This is a genomic window from Sulfitobacter sp. (genome assembly GCF_039977885.1).
In the GTDB taxonomy this organism is placed as follows: domain Bacteria; phylum Pseudomonadota; class Alphaproteobacteria; order Rhodobacterales; family Rhodobacteraceae; genus Sulfitobacter.
This window is the reverse complement of record NZ_JBDWCI010000008.1, coordinates 109021-124609: the sequence shown is the minus strand read 5'-3', so window position 1 is coordinate 124609 and position 15589 is coordinate 109021. Positions and strand designations below refer to the sequence as shown.

Genomic DNA, 15589 nt, shown 5'->3' with positions numbered 1-15589 from the left:
GCGCACTCAGACATTCAGCAGCAAATGCTCGCGTTCCCACGGCGAGATGACCTGTAGGAATTCCTCGTATTCGGCCTCTTTCACAATCCGGTAGACCCGCGCAAATTCAGGGCCGAGAATGTCGTGCAGTTCCGGGGCTTCGTCAAACACGCGCAGGGCCTCGCCCATTGTGCGGGGGATATCGCCTTCGCCTTCATAGGCGTCGCCGGTAAATTCGGGCAGGGGAGTTTCGGCGTTTTTGAGGCCCAGATAGCCACAGGCCAGAGAGGCGGCAATGCCAAGATAGGGGTTGCAATCCATGCCGGCCAGACGGTTTTCGACCCGCCGCGCAGAGGGGCTGGAGAGGGGAACGCGGATGCCGGTTGTCCGGTTGTCACGACCCCATTCGAGGTTGATCGGTGCTGCGTGATCTTTGACGTAGCGGCGGTAGCTGTTCACATAAGGCGCGATTACTGCCAGCGCGCTGGGCATGTGGTTTTGCAGCCCTGCGATGAAATTCATAAACGCCGCGGTCTCTTTGCCTTCTGCATTCGAGAAGATGTTTTTGCCTGTCTTCATATCCAGCACCGAGTGGTGGATATGCATGGCCGATCCCGGTTCGTCCTCGATCGGTTTGGCCATGAAAGTGGCGTAGCAGTCGTGGCGCATGGCGGCCTCGCGGATCAGCCGTTTGAAATAGAACACCTCATCGGCGAGTTTTACCGGATCGCCATGCAGCAGGTTGATCTCAAGCTGGCCTGCGCCGCCTTCCTGAGTGATGCCGTCGATCTCGAACCCCTGCGCTTCGGCGAAATCATAGATGTCGTCGATTACGGGGCCGAATTCATCCACAGCCGTCATTGAGTAGGCTTGTCGGGCGGCTGCCGGTCGGCCCGAGCGCCCCATCATCGGTTTGATCGCCTGGGCGGGGTCCAGATTGCGCGCTGTCAGGTAGAATTCCATTTCGGGGGCGACGACGGGTTCCCAGCCTTCCGCATGATACAGTGCGACCACCCTTTTGAGCACATTGCGGGGGCTGAATTCGACCACTTTCCCGTCGCGGTCATAGGCGTCATGGATTACCTGCAACGTCCAGTCAGCGGTCCAGGGGGCGGCCGTGGCGGTGGACATGTCAGGGCGCAAGATCATGTCGCGTTCAATAAATCCTTCGGCGCCAGCAGCTTCGCCCCATTCACCGGTGATGGTTTGGTAAAAGATGCTGTCAGGCAAATGAAAGCTGTCTTGCCGCGAAAATTTGGAGGCTGGCACCGCCTTGCCGCGCGCAATGCCGGGCAAGTCCGGAATGATGCATTCCACCTCATCCAGTCTGCGGTTATGGAGATAGGCCGTTGCGGCCTCGGGCAGGGTGTCTTTCCAGTCGGCCATCAGGCCCTCGCTTTCCTCTTGAAAAATTGCGCCATCTGATCGGCGATTGTGGCGTTGTCGGTCGGGGTTGTCAGGGTGGCTGATGCGGCTTCGAGCTGGGCGTCAGGGACAACCCCCTTGCCGCGCGTTTTGATCAGCCCGTCGATAAAATCGGCTCCGAATTCGGGGTGGGGTTGTAGCGTCCAGATCGTATCGCCATAGGCCAACATCGCATTGGCGCAGAAATCCGAAGACCCGACGACACGCGCGCGCTCGGGGAGGGTGGTCACCTGATCCTGATGCCATGCGTTTAGCGCTACAATACGACCGTCCATGGTATATTCCGTGCGTCCCACGGACCAACCGCCGTCGAATTTTTCAACCGTACCGCCAAGCGCCTGCGCGATGATCTGATGGCCAAAGCAGACGCCGACCATGGGCTTGCCGCTGGTTTGAATGTCGCGGATCAACACCTCAAGTGGCTCAATCCAGTCGTGATCTTCATAGGCCCCGTGTTTGGATCCGGTGATCAACCAGCCGTCAGCATCTTGCGGGCCAGCAGGGAAATCCCCGTCCACCACTGAAAATGTCTGATAGGTGAAATCATGTCCGGCCAGAAGTTTCTCGAACATTTGGTCGTAATTGCCGAGGCTTTCTTTCAGCCCGTCCGGAGAGTGACCCGTGCGAAGGATGCCTATTTTCATCTTTTATACCGTATCCAAATAGATTTCGACCTGCTCGGCAGGGCTAAGCTCTGCCATATAATGCAGCTCCTGGCGTTTTGTCAGTATCAGGTTGCTTACCAATTCAGGGGCAAAGATACGGGCCATTGCAGGGTCACTTTCGAAGGCGTCGATTGCTGTGGTCCATGTGTGCGGGATTTGCGGCAAGTCAGCAGCATAGGCATTGCCGGTGATCGGGGCGACCGGTTCCTTGCCGTCCTCAATCCCGTTGATCGCGGCACCCAACACGGCGGCCAGCATCAGATAGGGGTTCACATCACCGCCCGACACGCGATGCTCGATCCGGCGCGCCTTGTGGCTGCCCGAGGGGATACGAATTGATGATGTCCGGTTTTCATAGGCCCAGCTGACACCGGTTGGGGCGTGATTGCCCGGTACCATCCTGTCAAAGCTGTTGGCATGGGGCGCAAAGATCAACGCAGATCCGGCCATGGCCTCCAGACAGCCGGCCACGGCATGGCGCATCAGGGCTGTGCCCTCGGGTCCGCCATTGTCAAAGACGTTGTTGCCTTCGCTGTCGAGCACCGAGAAATGCGTATGCAGACCTGAGCCCGGGTAATCCTTATAGGGTTTGGCCATAAAACTCGCGGCAAAGCCGTGACGGCGGGCCAATCCGCGTACCAGCATCTTGAACAGCCATGCGTCATCTGCGGCGCGCAGGGCGTCATCGCAATGCATCATGTTGATTTCAAACTGGCCCAGACCGGCCTCGGAAATGGCGGTATCGGCGGGAATGTCCATTTCTTCGCAGGCGTCATAGAGATCGGTAAAGAACTGGTCAAACTGGTCCAGCGCGCGAATACTTAATGTATCTGCGCCTTTGCGGCGTTTGCCGGATCGTGGCGATTCAGGAATCTGGAGCTTGCGGCCACTGTCGTCGATCAAGAAGAACTCAAGCTCGACAGCGCAGACAGGGGTCAGGCCACGGGCCTTGAAACGGTCAAGTACCGCGCGCAAGGCATGGCGTGGGTCGCCGGCATAGGGGCGGCCGTCTTCGTGGAACATCCAGATCGGCAGCAACGCCGAGGGCGCATCGAGCCACGGCATCGGCAAAAAGCCCCGTTCGGTAGGCATCAGCAAACCGTCCCGGTCGCCGCTTTCAAACACCAGAGGGCTGTCTTCGATATCTTCGCCCCAGATATCGAGGTTGAGAACCGAGAAAGGAAAACGTGTGCCTTCCTGTGTGACCTTATCAGCAAAGCGCGTGGGGATGCGTTTGCCGCGAGGCACCCCGTTAAGGTCGGCAGCAGCCACGCGGATGGTGCGTACGGTGGGGTTTTTTCGAAGCCAATTGTGCATAGGTCACCCTTAAGGTGGGCTGGCACATGTTGGGGCCGGAGGTATGGCTCATCAACAGCCTGTGGCCAGCGCCACTAGATTTGATCAAATTATTGATACTACCGGACCAGATTGGGGCGCAAGCGAATTTTTTGTTTCTGTTCGCTTGGCAGATGTCGGTTGAGCCTGCGGTTCATCAGCCCGTACGCCGCGATTATCGCCAAGGTTAGCAAAATGAAATATCCGGCAAGGATCGGGTAAGGGATAAAGGGGTTAAAGGTCTTATCCGCAAAATAGCTGGCGTAATACAGCGCGTCGCCGCGTTGCTGCCATGCAGGAAACCCCGAGATATAGACCAATGTCGTCGCATGAAACAAAAAGATCGCTTCATTCGTATAGGCAGGCCATGCAAGGCGCAGCATGGTGGGCCAGACGATCCGCTTGAACCGCGGCCATCCCGTAAGCCCGTATGCGTCTGCGGCCTCTACATCGCCTTTGGGGATGGATTGCAGTGCGCCATAGAAAATTTCGGCGGAATAGGCCGAAGTATTGAGGAACAATACAATCAACGCGCCCAGCCATGCTGAGGTGAAGGCGTCAAACACCGGCGAGACGGATTTGAGGCTGAGGAACAGAAAATAGGCAAAGAAGAACTGGATAAACAGGGGCGAGCCGCGAAAGATAAAGATAAACCATTCCGCCGGTTTGCGCAGTGCAGCGCGCGGGCTTGCCTTGCCAAGTGCCAAAGCTGTGGCAAAGAAAAAGCCGCACACCAGCGCAATCAGCCCGAAATACACGTTCCAGATCATGCCGGAGCCGATCAGTGTAAATTGTTCGCACAGGGTAAAGTCTTCGCGTGGAAGCAACCGCTCACCAAAACCGATGGAGCGTAGACCGTAGTCCTGAATCGTTTGGATACAGCTCATTACGCGGCTTTCCTTTGTGCTTCGCCACCTGTCGTGGCTTGCCCGAGTGTGAGGCGGGCCATTACCCGCGCGAGCAGTTTTTCGGAAAGATGGGTGACGAATAGATAGAATACGAGCAGCGCTAAAAAGTACCACATCCGCCAGTCGGGGTGCGGATAGTCAGAAAACCGCGCTGTTTTCGAGCCACCAAGCTCGCGTGCCCAATAGACGATATCCTCGACCCCCAACAAAAACAGCAGCGGTGTCGCCTTGATCAGAACCATCCACAGGTTGCCCAAACCGGGCAGGGCATAGACCCACATTTGCGGAATAAGGATGCGGCGGAATGTCTGTCGGGGCGACAGGCCGTAAGCGGCGGCTGTCTCAAGCTGTGCCTTGGGCACAGCGCGCATGGCACCGTAAAGGACATTGGCCGCAAAGGCGCCAAAAACGATCGCAAAGGTCACAACAGCCAAGGTGAAGCCGTAAGCCTCATGGACCCATTGCGACGCGGTGTTGAGGGGCATCTTGGCTGCCGGACATACGATGAAATCGCTGCCCTGTCGAAGTGGTTCATCCCAATCGGGGCATAATGCCTTTTGGCGCAGATATTCGATACCCTGATCCAGCGCGATCACGAAGAACAGGAAAAATGCGATGTCCGGAATACCGCGCACTACAGCCATATAAAGTTTGCCGAGCCAGCGCAGCGGCGCGAACGCAGAGCGCGCAGCAGAGGCACCGGCAAAGCCGAATGCAAGTGCGACAGGGGCGGTAATAGCCAACAGCAACAACACGGTTAGCACGGACCAATAGAGGTTCATGTGCTTGCCCGTTGTCAGGTAGCAACCGAGCCATTTAAGGCCGTCGAGCTGTGAAGGGTCTGAGCAAAAACTAAAGATGGCGCAAGTCTTTCGGAGATCGGGATATATTCAATAGGAAAGGGGCGCGACAGACGCGCCCCTTTTTGTGTAGTTGCTTATTAGTAAGCTGCGGCTTCTTCGCCGAACCATTTTTTGATCGCGGCGTTGATGGTGCCGTCTTCTTTCATGGACGTGATGGCTGCATCGAACTTGTCTTTCAGTTCGGTATCGGACTGGCGCAGACCCAGACCTACACCTTCGCCAAGCTGGACGTCCGCACCTGCGAACAAAAGCTCGCCGCCGGATTCTTCAACGGCAGGAACCAATGCGTCTTTGTCGGCGAACACGGCATCTGCCTCACCGTTGCGCACAGCAGCAACCGTTTCGTCGTAGGTTGCAAATTCCAGCAGTGTCGCGCCGGTTTCAGCGACATAACCTGCTTGAATGGTGCTGGCCTGTGCGGCAATCACACCGCCTGTCAGATCCGCATCCGCGGAAAGCGCCATATAGGCTGAATAGGCCGGTGGGATGTAGTTTTGCGTGAAGGAGATAACTTCCTTGCGCTCTTCGGTGATGCTCATGCCGGCCATGATGGTGTCATAGTTGCCGGATGTGAGGTTGGGGATGATGCTATCCCATTCGTTTGTAACCCACTCGCATGTCACTTCTGCGCGCTTGCACATTTCGTCGCCGATTTCGCGCTCATAGCCGTCTACTTCGCCGGCGTCATTGATGAAGTTATAGGGAGGGTAGGCACCTTCGGTGCCCATGCGGACAGTCTGGCCTTCGGCAAATGCCATGCCTGCAGTAAGAGCCAGCGCCGTCGACGCAAGGATCAAGTTTTTCATTTTATGTCTCCTGTTGGTGAACAATTTTACTTTTTATGCGGCGTGGGTGGCAGAAAGGAACCCGCGCAGTCGCTCTGATTTGGGCGCGCCAAATAATGTCTCGGGTGGCCCTTGTTCTTCGATCAGCCCCTGATGCAGGAACACGACCGTGTCCGATACATCTGCGGCCAGTTTCATATCGTGGGTGACGATAATCATCGTGCGCCCTTCGGCGGCAAGATCCTTGATCACGCGCACCACTTCCTGCTCCAGCTCGGGGTCAAGCGCGCTGGTCGGTTCGTCAAACAAAAGGGCCTCGGGCTCCATGCACAGCGCGCGGGCAATGGCGGCGCGTTGTTGTTGGCCGCCAGACAGCTGTGCGGGATAGACATCGCATTTGTTGCCGATCCCCACCTTGTCGAGATATTTGCGCGCGGCCGCTTCGACCTCTGCGTGGGGGCGGCCCAGAACGGTCACCGGAGCCTCCATCACATTCTCCAGGATTGTCATATGGGACCACAGGTTGAACTGCTGAAACACCATGCTGAGGTTCGTGCGGATGCGGAGCACTTGGGCGGCATCCGAGGGGCGGCGGGCATGGACATTGCCGCGCCATTTTACCGGTTCACCCTTGAAAAGGACATCGCCCTGTTGGCAATCCTCAAGCAGGTTACAGCAGCGCAGCAACGTCGACTTGCCCGAGCCGGACGACCCGATCAGCGAGATTACATGCCCTCGGGGCGCTTCGATGCTCACACCTTTGATAACTTCCAATGCGCCATAGGCTTTGTGGAGGTTGCGAATTTCGATAACGGGTGTGTTTGACATCGCTATGTGCGGCCCTGTTTGTGTAATGGTGGAGAAGATATGACGCGAGAATCTGAACTTATGCAACGCAGAAGCAGAGGCGTTTTTCCTGATTTTTTTGCGATCGCTTAGTATTTAGCCTTCTACGCGCTTGCGGGCTTGGGCGCTGTCCATGTCAGAGATGCCCAGAAGGTTGGCAACCAGCCGCAGCAATGCGTCCTCTTCCTTGGCGCGGGCACCGTCGGCCAAGACAACCTGCCAAAGCGCCTCGATGACCTCAAGGCGGTCTTCGTAGGGCACGGCGTCTTTGATGGCGCGGGTAAAGCGGACTGTGTCCGGGGCCTCGGCCTCGAGGGTTTCGGCATCGCCGAGCAGGGCATCACGGCCTTCATCGTCCAGCCCGTAACGGTTGGTGATGATGCTTTGGATATTGCGGCGTTCAGCAGCAGAGTAATCATTATCCGAACGGGCAACGCGGACCAGAAGAGCGGTCAGCGCCAGACGCGCATCGGTGCGCGCCAATGGGGCGGGGGCTGGATCAGTCAGCCTTTTGAGGAAATCTGCAAACATGTATATAACCTAGCTAGGGGGCGCGTATTTACAATTGGCCAAGCGCATTTTCACGCGCGGCGGCAATATCGGCATCGCTGAGCCCGAGGGCGGTTTCAATTGCCAGCAATTGCAGCTCTTCATCATCGTCGCGCCGGCCGTCTGCGATGGCCACGGCCCACATGGCATCGGCGAGCGCCTTGCGATCGGCATAACCGACCTCCTGATGCAGGATTTTGGCGAATTCGGGGGTGCCGGGGGCATGCCGTTCAAGTGCTTCGCATTCGGCGCGCAGTTTGGCCGCGTCGATCGGGCCAAGGGTGAAAGTGGCGGCCAGAATTTTGTCAATCTGGGCGACTTCGGTCGCAACATACTGGCGGTTGGCCAAGGCCACGCGCACCAAAAGCGCGCCAAGCGCAAGCTGGGCGTTGGGTTGCGGAAGCGGTTTAGGCGTGGGCGCACGGCGCGGGAAAAGGCGTTCTAACATAGAAAATTGTTACCCCAGATCGTGGTGTTTGCCAAACCCTATCGGGTGCAAAATGGCGGCGTATTTGTCACGATTGATGACAAGGCTGCTATATCTTGTATGGGTGGCGGCAAATGGGGGCGCGGGTGGGGATGATCGGGGTTATCCGTCATAGCCTTCGACGATGATCAGGTTCCCATCGGCCACTGACATGCGGATGTCTTTGGCGTTTTGGTAACCGGCGCTTTGATAGCAGGCGACTGCCTCGGCATAGCTGGGAAATTCGATCACGACCGTTCGGGCAAATGCGTTGCCTTCGCGGACCTGTTGCGTGCCGCCGCGCACCAGAAACCTTGCGCCGAAATCGGCAAAGGGTTTGGCATTTGCAGCGCGGTATTTTTCATAAACGGCAGCGTCGCGCACATCTATGTTGCCGATCCAATATCCCTTTTTCGCCATGCGATCGTTTCCCTTCTGTATGCTGCGGCACCCTAGCGCAGCTTTGCGTATTGAGCAGTCAGGCGCTTTGCCTCATCCTCCAGCCCGTAGGGTGGGTTCAGGACAAACATGCCGGAGCCGACCATCCCGTGACCCGGACGGGCAGGGGCAAAGCGGACCTCGTGGCGCAGGGCTTGCGGGTGCTGCGACATGAGAGCATCCAGCATCGGTTCATGGGCGCGGTTGGTCAAAATCGGATACCAAAGCGCAATAACGCCTACGTTCCACGCACGGTTTAGTTTGGGGATATGGCGAGATATATCGTTGTAATCGCTTTTGATTTCATAGCTGGGATCAATAAGCAACAAACCGCGGCGCGGGGTTGGCGGACATAACGCAAAGGCGGTTTCAAACCCGTCGCGCAGGTGGATTTTGGCGGATGTCGGGGACATGGCCAGTGCAAGTGCGGCGTTCTCTTGAGGGTGCAGCTCGGCCAGATGGATTTGATCGGCGGGACGCAGCAGATGCGCGGCGATCATGGGGGAGCCGGGGTAGGCGTTTGGGCCATCCTCTGCTGCTACCTTGTTCAATACGTCACCGTATGGTTGGGTGTCCGGAAACCAGTCCCGCACCGAACGGATGCCAGCGGCGGCTTCGCCTGTCTTGAGCGCCTCTTCGGCCTCGAGATCATAAAGCGCGCGGCCTGCGTGGGTTTCGATATAGCTCAGAGGCTTATCTTTGCGGGTGAGATAGGACAGCATCCACGACAGCAGCGCGTGTTTGTGAACGTCAGCCAGATTTCCGGCGTGATAGATATGTTGGTAACTAAGCATGCAACGGGTGTAGCGAATAGGGGGCTGGGCGCAACGGTATTCCGCGTTTGGCCCGATGCAGGGGTTAAGGCCATAGGGCAAAGGGATTTGCCGATGTCACACAATGTGCACCATGTGTACACCGCCCGTGCAGACAATCGCAGGGAATGGGGGAGATTAACCGCGCGCGCGGTGGCACCTCGATCTGATAAAGGGGGCGGCGATCAGGCACCAACCCAGAAGGCCCTGACTATGGGCTGATAGATTCGCACGATATTGGAAGAACAGCAATTGCATTGGTTTCGCGGGGCCGGATGGCGGCCAGATCACCCATTGCAGCGGCAGATCGGGAAAGATCATGTAGTAATACATGTAATAGACCTGCGGCGAGAGCCAGACAAACAGCCACAGCAGGGCAAACGCCCCCGCGATGCGCATTATTGGCCCGAGGCGATGCAGACCGTGCCATGCAACCGCAAGCGTGATGGCAAATAGTATGGTGCTAATCACGACAAGGCCGAATTGGCCCCATGCGCTGAGATCAAAAAAGGAATCCTGCTGGTACACGTGTCTTCCCCCCCTGACCGGGTTGCGATAACGAAAGAAAGCCGCCGTTTCCGGCGGCTTTCGTTTGTGGGGCTCTGAGTATGGATCAGGCGAGTTTTGCAACAGCCAGAATGACGGTGAACTGCTCACAATAGATGTAGAGTTCGCTGTATTTGTCTGTGTCGATGCCTTTTGGCACTTTGAAAGACGCGGCACCTTTTTTCACGGTCAGTTTGTTGTGGATTTTCGAACCTTTGGCGTATTTGCCGTTGTTACCAAAACCGATTTTGATGTCTGGCGGGTTTTTGTTCGGGTCGAACAGGTAATCGCTTTCGAGGATGACGGTGGTCTGGCCGCCTTTTTTCTCAACGGCAACGGTGCCTTTGACTTTGTAGCCTTGGCGACCTGACAATTGGCCTGTGCGCTTTGCAGCGGCGGCGAATGACGGGGTTGCGCCCAAGGTGGCAGCGGCAGTGGCGGCAATCGAGAGCCCTGTAAATTGGCGGCGTGTCAGTGTCATGGTCTACTCCTTTGAATAACGTGATCCAGAGTATGAGCAGGTTGCGAAATTAAGCTAGACCTGCGGCCATCACGGTAGATCAAGTGATTGTAGGTCCTTGAAACATTAAACAACTTGCGCGGGCATCACTCTTTCTGCGCGAGTGCGGCCTCGTTTTCGGCGATATAATTGCGGTTGCGCGGGCCCTCGGAATTACGTTTGACGAACTGGATTTGGAAATTGCACAGGCGGCCATGGCGGAACTGTACTTCGGAGCCGGTGAGGTAGGTGTCCCACATCCGAAAGAAGGTTTCGTCGTACATCTCGATCACCTTGTCCTTATTCGCGCGGAAGCGTTCGCGCCATTCAAGGATGGTATCAGCATAGTGGTAGGTCAGGATTTCCACATCCTTGACCTGAAGCTGGGTCTGCTCGGCAGGGGCGATTGCCTCGGCCAGAGAGGGGATTTGCCCCTGCGGGAAGATGTATTTTTCCACAAAGGGCGCGCTATAGCGGTTCGGCTTGGGGCGCACGATGGAATGCAGCAGGAACACGCCGTCAGGGGCCAGCAGCTTTTTCACGGTGCTGAAGTATTCCTTGTAGTGGCGCAGGCCGACATGTTCGAACATGCCCACGGATACGATCCGGTCAAATTGGCCGGTGACTTTGCGGTAGTCGAGCAGTTTGAACTGGGCGCGGTCCGACAGCCCTTCGGCGGCGGCACGTGCGTTGGCCACGCGGACTTGTTCCTCGGACAGGCTGACGCCGGTGACATGGGCGCCGGTGGTGCGCGCCAGATACAGCGACATGCCGCCCCAGCCACAGCCGATATCAAGGATGCGCTGGCCCTCGGTGAGGCGCATTTTGGCGGCGATGTGGCGCATTTTCTTGACCTGCGCTTGCTCAAGGGTCTCGTCGCCGTTTTCGAAATAACCGCAGGAATACTGCATGTTATCATCAAGAAAGAGCTTAAACAGCTCGGCATCCACATCATAGTGATGGGCCACGTTGCGCTGTGCGGCATCTGGCAGGATCGAGCGCTGCATCTTGCGTTCAAGAATGCGCATGGCCGTGCGTGCGGCGGCAGGCGGTGTGATGAAGGTTTTCTTCATCTTGTTGAAACGGGCGAGCAGGATCAGATCGTGGATGTTTCCTTCCTCGATCAGCAGTTTGCCGTGCATATACCGTTCAAGGAATTGCAGCTCGGGATCGGAGTAGACCATTTTCATGGTCTCTTCATCGGCAAAGCGCAGGTGCAGCGGATTGAGGGTGCCATCGCCGTATGTTTCGGTCGTGCCGGAGGGATAGGTGACCTGAAGCGAGCCGGTTTTGATGCTTTTTTCGAACCGGTTCGAGAGTTTTTGCTGCAGCATGTTTGGGCTTCCTCAATCTTGGACCGTGCAACATTCCGTCGACTGGGACATCTTGGGAAGTGTGCAGTTAACGCAGCGTGACAGCGTCTTTTGCCATGATCAAGTCAGTTTAGCTCACGAAAACGTAGGCCGCGCCACCTGCGAGAGGTGGCGCATTTTTTCTAGACGAGCCGCGAGTTTTTCTTGGCTGCGCTCACAAATCCTTCAAACAGCGGATGCGGCTTGAAGGGTTTTGATTTCAGTTCAGGGTGGAATTGTACGCCGATGAACCACGGGTGATCGGACCATTCCACAATCTCGGGCAGTTTGCCGTCCGGTGACATGCCGGAAAAGGTCAGCCCGGCCGCCTCGAGCTGTTCGCGGTAGGCGATGTCGACCTCATAGCGGTGGCGGTGGCGTTCGTCGATGGCGGTGGTGCCATAGACTTCGGCGACTTTCGATCCCTCGGTCAGGGTCGCGTCATAAGCACCCAAGCGCATGGTGCCACCTTTGTCATCGCCGACTTTACGCTCGACCTTGTGGTTGCCCTGTACCCATTCCTTGAGGTGATAGACGACTGGTTCAAACCGCTTCTTGCCCGCCGATTCGTGGTCGAACTCTTCCGAGCCCGCCGCCGAGAGGCCGGCCACATTGCGCGCGGCCTCGATCACGGCCATTTGCATGCCAAGGCAGATGCCCAGATAGGGGACCTTGTGTTCACGTGCGTATTGCGCGGCTTTGATTTTACCTTCGGTGCCACGTTCGCCAAAGCCGCCGGGCACCAGAATGGCGTGATAGCCCTCAAGGTAGGGGGCGACATCATCGGCTTTGTCAAAGACTTCCGAATCGACCCATTCGACATTTACGCGCACACGGTTGGCCATGCCGCCGTGGGTCAGCGCCTCTTTGATCGATTTATAGGCATCTTCAAGCTGGGTGTATTTGCCCACAATCGCGACTTTTACTTCGCCTTCGGGGTTGTTGATGCGGTCATAGACATCGTGCCACACGGCCAGATCGGGCTTGGGGGCGGGGGAGATGTCGAAGGCGTCCAGCACGGCCTGATCAAGCCCTTGGGCGTGATAGGCCAGCGGGGCCTCATAGATGGATTTGAGGTCATAGGCGGCGACAACGGCTTCTTTGCGCACGTTGCAGAAGAGGGCGATTTTCTCGCGCTCTTTCTCGGGGATCGGCTGTTCGGAGCGGCAGACAAGGATGTCGGGGGCGATGCCGATGCTTTGCAGTTCCTTGACCGAGTGTTGTGTGGGTTTTGTTTTTAGCTCACCGCTGGCCGCAAGGTAGGGCAGCAGCGTGAGGTGCATAAAGATACATTGGCCGCGCGGTTTATCATGGCTGAACTGGCGGATGGCCTCGAAAAACGGCAGGCCTTCGATGTCGCCCACGGTGCCGCCGATTTCGCAGAGCATAAAATCGACTTCGTCTTCGCCCACAGCGAGGAAATCTTTGATCTCGTTTGTGACATGGGGGATGACCTGAATGGTTTTGCCCAGATAATCGCCGCGGCGTTCTTTTTCCAGCACGGTGGAATAGACGCGGCCGGATGAGACGGAATCAGTCTTGCGCGCTGCAACGCCGGTGAAGCGTTCATAGTGGCCCAGATCAAGGTCGGTTTCGGCACCATCATCGGTGACAAAAACTTCGCCATGCTCGAACGGGCTCATCGTGCCGGGATCGACGTTGAGATAGGGATCAAGCTTGCGCAGGCGGACCGAAAAGCCGCGTGCCTGAAGCAAGGCGCCCAATGCGGCAGAGGCGAGACCCTTGCCAAGTGAGGATACAACACCGCCGGTGATGAAAATATAGCGTGCCATGGATCGTTCTCCCGTGCGCGTTTTTGCGTCTGCTCTACGTCTTTTGGGCCTGAATAAATGAGGTCCAAGCGGGTGCAAATATCGCACCACCACGGGACCTCAGTCTAACAGGATTCGGAACAGCAAGGCAAGGCAGTGGTCGCAACATCATGTTGCGATTGCCGCTATTGCCTCAACTTGTTGAGTTCGTGGTTTTTAGTCGACTGTCGGAACCAGCGGGGCGTTGTCGCCTTGCGCCGGGGGCAGCAGACTGCCCAGACCCGGTGAGGCGGGGCTGTCGTCATTCTGGTTCAATGCGGGCGGCGAAGCGGTGAGCCTGTCGAGGACCGAGACGCCAGCGGATTTCTGGGCAGAAACAATGGTCAGTGTGATCGAGGTCACAACAAAGGCCGCGCCCAGAATCCATGTTACCTTGCTCATGGGGGAGGCTGCCGGACGGCCGGAGTTTCCACCGCCGCCACCGCCAATTCCCAAACCGCCCCCTTCGGAGCGCTGCAACAACACAACGCCGATCAGACCGAGGGCAAGGATAAGGTGGATGATCAGGACGACGTTTTCCATAGGGTGCTGGCTGCTCTTTAACTGGACCGGTTTGGGGGTATCTAGGCACATTTGCGGCTATGGGCAAGGGAGGATGCGCTTGTTTGCACTGTGAGGCATGGACAAGGTGCTTTTTGCAAGGCAGTCTGCGGCCTATGCCCCATGATAGCCATGACCACGATCACCCGCATAGTTTACTTCCGCCTGCGCCCGCCCTGCGCGTGAAAGCCCTTGAAACCATTCTCACAAACAAGGGGCTGGTGGATGCCGCCGCGCTGGATGAGATCATAGATACATATGAAAACAAGATCGGGCCACGCAATGGCGCGCGCGTGGTTGCCAAAGCTTGGAGCGATCCCGAGTTTTTGCAGGCGTTGCGCGATGATGCGACGGCCACATTAAGTGCGTTGGGGTATTACGGGCGGCAGGGCGAACATATGGTCGTGGTCGAGAACACGCCCGAGACGCATAATATGGTCGTGTGCACGCTGTGCAGCTGCTATCCTTGGCCGTTGTTGGGTATTCCGCCGGGCTGGTACAAATCTGACGCCTACCGCGCGCGGTCGGTCCGTGAGCCACGCAAGGTGTTGGCGGAATTCGGCGTGACATTGCCAGAGGGAACCGCCGTTCGGGTGTGGGATTCGACGGCTGAGGTGCGGTATCTGGTGTTGCCGATGCGGCCTGACGGCACCGCGGGCTGGTCCGAAGAGGCGCTTATGGAATTAGTGTCACGCGACAGTATGATTGGCACAGCGCTTGCCCGGGTGCCTGCGTGAGCCGCGTTCATGACATGGGCGGGCGCTTTGGTGACGGGCCGGTGGTGCCTTCATCCGAAGATGAGGTGTTTCACGAGGATTGGCACGCGCGTGCATTGGCGCTCACTCTTGCTGCGGGGATGTTGGGCAAGTGGAACATTGATGTGTCGCGCCATGCGCGTGAATGTCTTTCGCCTCAGGATTACACTGCTTTCAGCTATTACGAGCTATGGATGGGCGGGTTGGCCGCGCTTTTGGTGCAGACAGGTGTGCTGAGCCGTGATGATCTGGCGGGCAAGGGCGCGGATGAAATCAGCGCATTGGCGGCAAAGAAATTGACGGCTGATCAGGTGGCGGGGGTGCTCGCGCGTGGCGGCCCTGTGGATCGTGACAGTAATGTAGCGGCTATTTTTGCCGTGGGTGATGCGGTGGTGACCCGCAAGATTGCCGAGAACCTGTTGGTGGACGGCGGCCATACACGGCTGCCCACCTATGCGGCGGGCGCGCGGGGGCGGATTGTGCGGTATCACGGGACGCATGTTTTTCCTGACAGCAATGCGCATGGATTAGGCGAAGCGCCAGAGCCGCTTTATGCGGTGGCTTTTCCTGCCTCCGAGCTTTGGGCCCATCCCGAGCACTCGCGTGACGAGGTGGTTCTGGACCTGTGGCAAAGCTATCTGGCGCCGGCATGAACGCGCCTGAACCTGTATTTGACGCGCCGTGGCATGCGCAGCTTTTTGCGCTGACCGTGCATTTAAATGAAGCGGGGCATTTTGTCTGGTCGGATTGGGCGGAACGCTTTGGCGCGATGCTCAAGCAGCACGGGCTGTCCAAAGAGTTGAACGGCGGCGATGATTATTTCGCGGCTTGGCTGGAGACGCTGGAAGGGTTTTTGGCAGAAATTGATCTGGCCGATCCTGCCGTCGTCGAGCAGACGCGTGCAGCATGGGAACGCGCCTATTTGAGCACGGCCCACGGTCAGCCTGTGACGCTAGACGGCGCTGTCGAGGTCTGAATGCCTCAACCCGCGCCG

Annotated in this window: 19 protein-coding genes; 3 read left to right on the top strand and 16 right to left on the bottom strand. The window is 57.4% G+C overall.

From position 1 onward, the window contains the following. Window positions 1-6: 6 nt before the first annotated feature. The 16 genes from ABJM03_RS05230 to secG all read right to left on the bottom strand — a co-directional run bounded on the left by ABJM03_RS05230 (window position 7) and on the right by secG (window position 13822). Window positions 7-1365 (bottom strand): glutamine synthetase family protein, encoded by a 1359-nt coding sequence (locus ABJM03_RS05230; protein ID WP_348297544.1) that lies wholly within the window; start codon window positions 1363-1365, stop codon window positions 7-9. Then, window positions 1365-2048 (bottom strand): type 1 glutamine amidotransferase, encoded by a 684-nt coding sequence (locus ABJM03_RS05225; RefSeq protein WP_348297543.1) that lies wholly within the window; start codon window positions 2046-2048, stop codon window positions 1365-1367. Before ABJM03_RS05225 ends, ABJM03_RS05230 begins: the two co-directional genes overlap by 1 nt. 3 nt (window positions 2049-2051) lie before the next feature. Further along, window positions 2052-3386, bottom strand: coding sequence for a glutamine synthetase family protein (locus ABJM03_RS05220; protein WP_348297542.1), 1335 nt, complete (start codon window positions 3384-3386; stop codon window positions 2052-2054). Between the two features lie 98 nt (window positions 3387-3484). Next, window positions 3485-4291 (bottom strand): amino acid ABC transporter permease, encoded by an 807-nt coding sequence (locus ABJM03_RS05215; protein WP_348297541.1) that lies wholly within the window; start codon window positions 4289-4291, stop codon window positions 3485-3487. Next, a complete protein-coding gene (locus ABJM03_RS05210) occupies window positions 4291-5172 on the bottom strand; it encodes an ABC transporter permease subunit (RefSeq protein ID WP_348416613.1) in 882 nt (293 codons plus the stop codon). Before ABJM03_RS05210 ends, ABJM03_RS05215 begins: the two co-directional genes overlap by 1 nt. Window positions 5173-5252: 80 nt before the next feature. Continuing rightward, the gene (locus ABJM03_RS05205) at window positions 5253-5981 is read right to left on the bottom strand and encodes a transporter substrate-binding domain-containing protein (protein WP_348297539.1); all 729 of its coding nucleotides are present in this window, start codon (window positions 5979-5981) and stop codon (window positions 5253-5255) included. A gap of 33 nt (window positions 5982-6014) precedes the next feature. Beyond that, window positions 6015-6788 carry an amino acid ABC transporter ATP-binding protein gene (locus ABJM03_RS05200; protein ID WP_348297538.1) on the bottom strand — a complete coding sequence of 258 codons (774 nt, stop codon included), beginning with the start codon at window positions 6786-6788 and terminating at the stop codon, window positions 6015-6017. A 114-nt stretch (window positions 6789-6902) separates the two neighbouring features. Next, entirely contained in the window at window positions 6903-7337 is a 435-nt protein-coding gene (locus ABJM03_RS05195; protein ID WP_348297537.1) for a TerB family tellurite resistance protein, read from the bottom strand. Between the two features lie 28 nt (window positions 7338-7365). Next, window positions 7366-7803 carry a TerB family tellurite resistance protein gene (locus ABJM03_RS05190; protein ID WP_348297536.1) on the bottom strand — a complete coding sequence of 146 codons (438 nt, stop codon included), beginning with the start codon at window positions 7801-7803 and terminating at the stop codon, window positions 7366-7368. 141 nt (window positions 7804-7944) lie between these two features. Further along, window positions 7945-8241 carry a DUF1330 domain-containing protein gene (locus tag ABJM03_RS05185; protein ID WP_348297534.1) on the bottom strand — a complete coding sequence of 99 codons (297 nt, stop codon included), beginning with the start codon at window positions 8239-8241 and terminating at the stop codon, window positions 7945-7947. A 32-nt stretch (window positions 8242-8273) separates the two neighbouring features. Next, the gene (gene rlmJ, locus ABJM03_RS05180) at window positions 8274-9053 is read right to left on the bottom strand and encodes a 23S rRNA (adenine(2030)-N(6))-methyltransferase RlmJ (RefSeq protein ID WP_348297533.1); all 780 of its coding nucleotides are present in this window, start codon (window positions 9051-9053) and stop codon (window positions 8274-8276) included. Window positions 9054-9209: 156 nt separating this feature from the next. Next, window positions 9210-9599 (bottom strand): hypothetical protein, encoded by a 390-nt coding sequence (locus ABJM03_RS05175; protein ID WP_348297532.1) that lies wholly within the window; start codon window positions 9597-9599, stop codon window positions 9210-9212. Window positions 9600-9684: 85 nt separating this feature from the next. Continuing rightward, window positions 9685-10098, bottom strand: a complete 414-nt coding sequence (locus ABJM03_RS05170) for a DM13 domain-containing protein (protein ID WP_348297531.1) — start codon at window positions 10096-10098, stop codon at window positions 9685-9687. Window positions 10099-10223: 125 nt separating this feature from the next. After that, window positions 10224-11450, bottom strand: a complete 1227-nt coding sequence (locus ABJM03_RS05165) for a cyclopropane-fatty-acyl-phospholipid synthase family protein (protein WP_348297530.1) — start codon at window positions 11448-11450, stop codon at window positions 10224-10226. A 161-nt stretch (window positions 11451-11611) separates the two neighbouring features. Then, window positions 11612-13261 (bottom strand): CTP synthase, encoded by a 1650-nt coding sequence (locus ABJM03_RS05160; RefSeq protein ID WP_348297529.1) that lies wholly within the window; start codon window positions 13259-13261, stop codon window positions 11612-11614. Between the two features lie 195 nt (window positions 13262-13456). Further along, window positions 13457-13822 (bottom strand): preprotein translocase subunit SecG, encoded by a 366-nt coding sequence (gene secG / locus ABJM03_RS05155; protein WP_348297528.1) that lies wholly within the window; start codon window positions 13820-13822, stop codon window positions 13457-13459. 134 nt (window positions 13823-13956) lie between these two features. On the opposite strand from secG, the gene nthA reads away from it, so the two are divergent. The 3 genes from nthA to ABJM03_RS05140 are packed head-to-tail and all read left to right on the top strand — an operon-like array spanning window position 13957 to window position 15571. Continuing rightward, window positions 13957-14577: a nitrile hydratase subunit alpha gene (nthA, locus tag ABJM03_RS05150; RefSeq protein ID WP_348297527.1), complete on the top strand. Its 621-nt coding sequence runs from the start codon at window positions 13957-13959 to the stop codon at window positions 14575-14577. Next, window positions 14574-15248, top strand: a complete 675-nt coding sequence (nthB, locus tag ABJM03_RS05145) for a nitrile hydratase subunit beta (protein WP_348297526.1) — start codon at window positions 14574-14576, stop codon at window positions 15246-15248. Before nthA ends, nthB begins: the two co-directional genes overlap by 4 nt. Beyond that, window positions 15245-15571, top strand: a complete 327-nt coding sequence (locus ABJM03_RS05140; protein ID WP_348297525.1) for a nitrile hydratase accessory protein — start codon at window positions 15245-15247, stop codon at window positions 15569-15571. Before nthB ends, ABJM03_RS05140 begins: the two co-directional genes overlap by 4 nt. The last annotated feature ends 18 nt before the right edge of the window (window positions 15572-15589 follow it).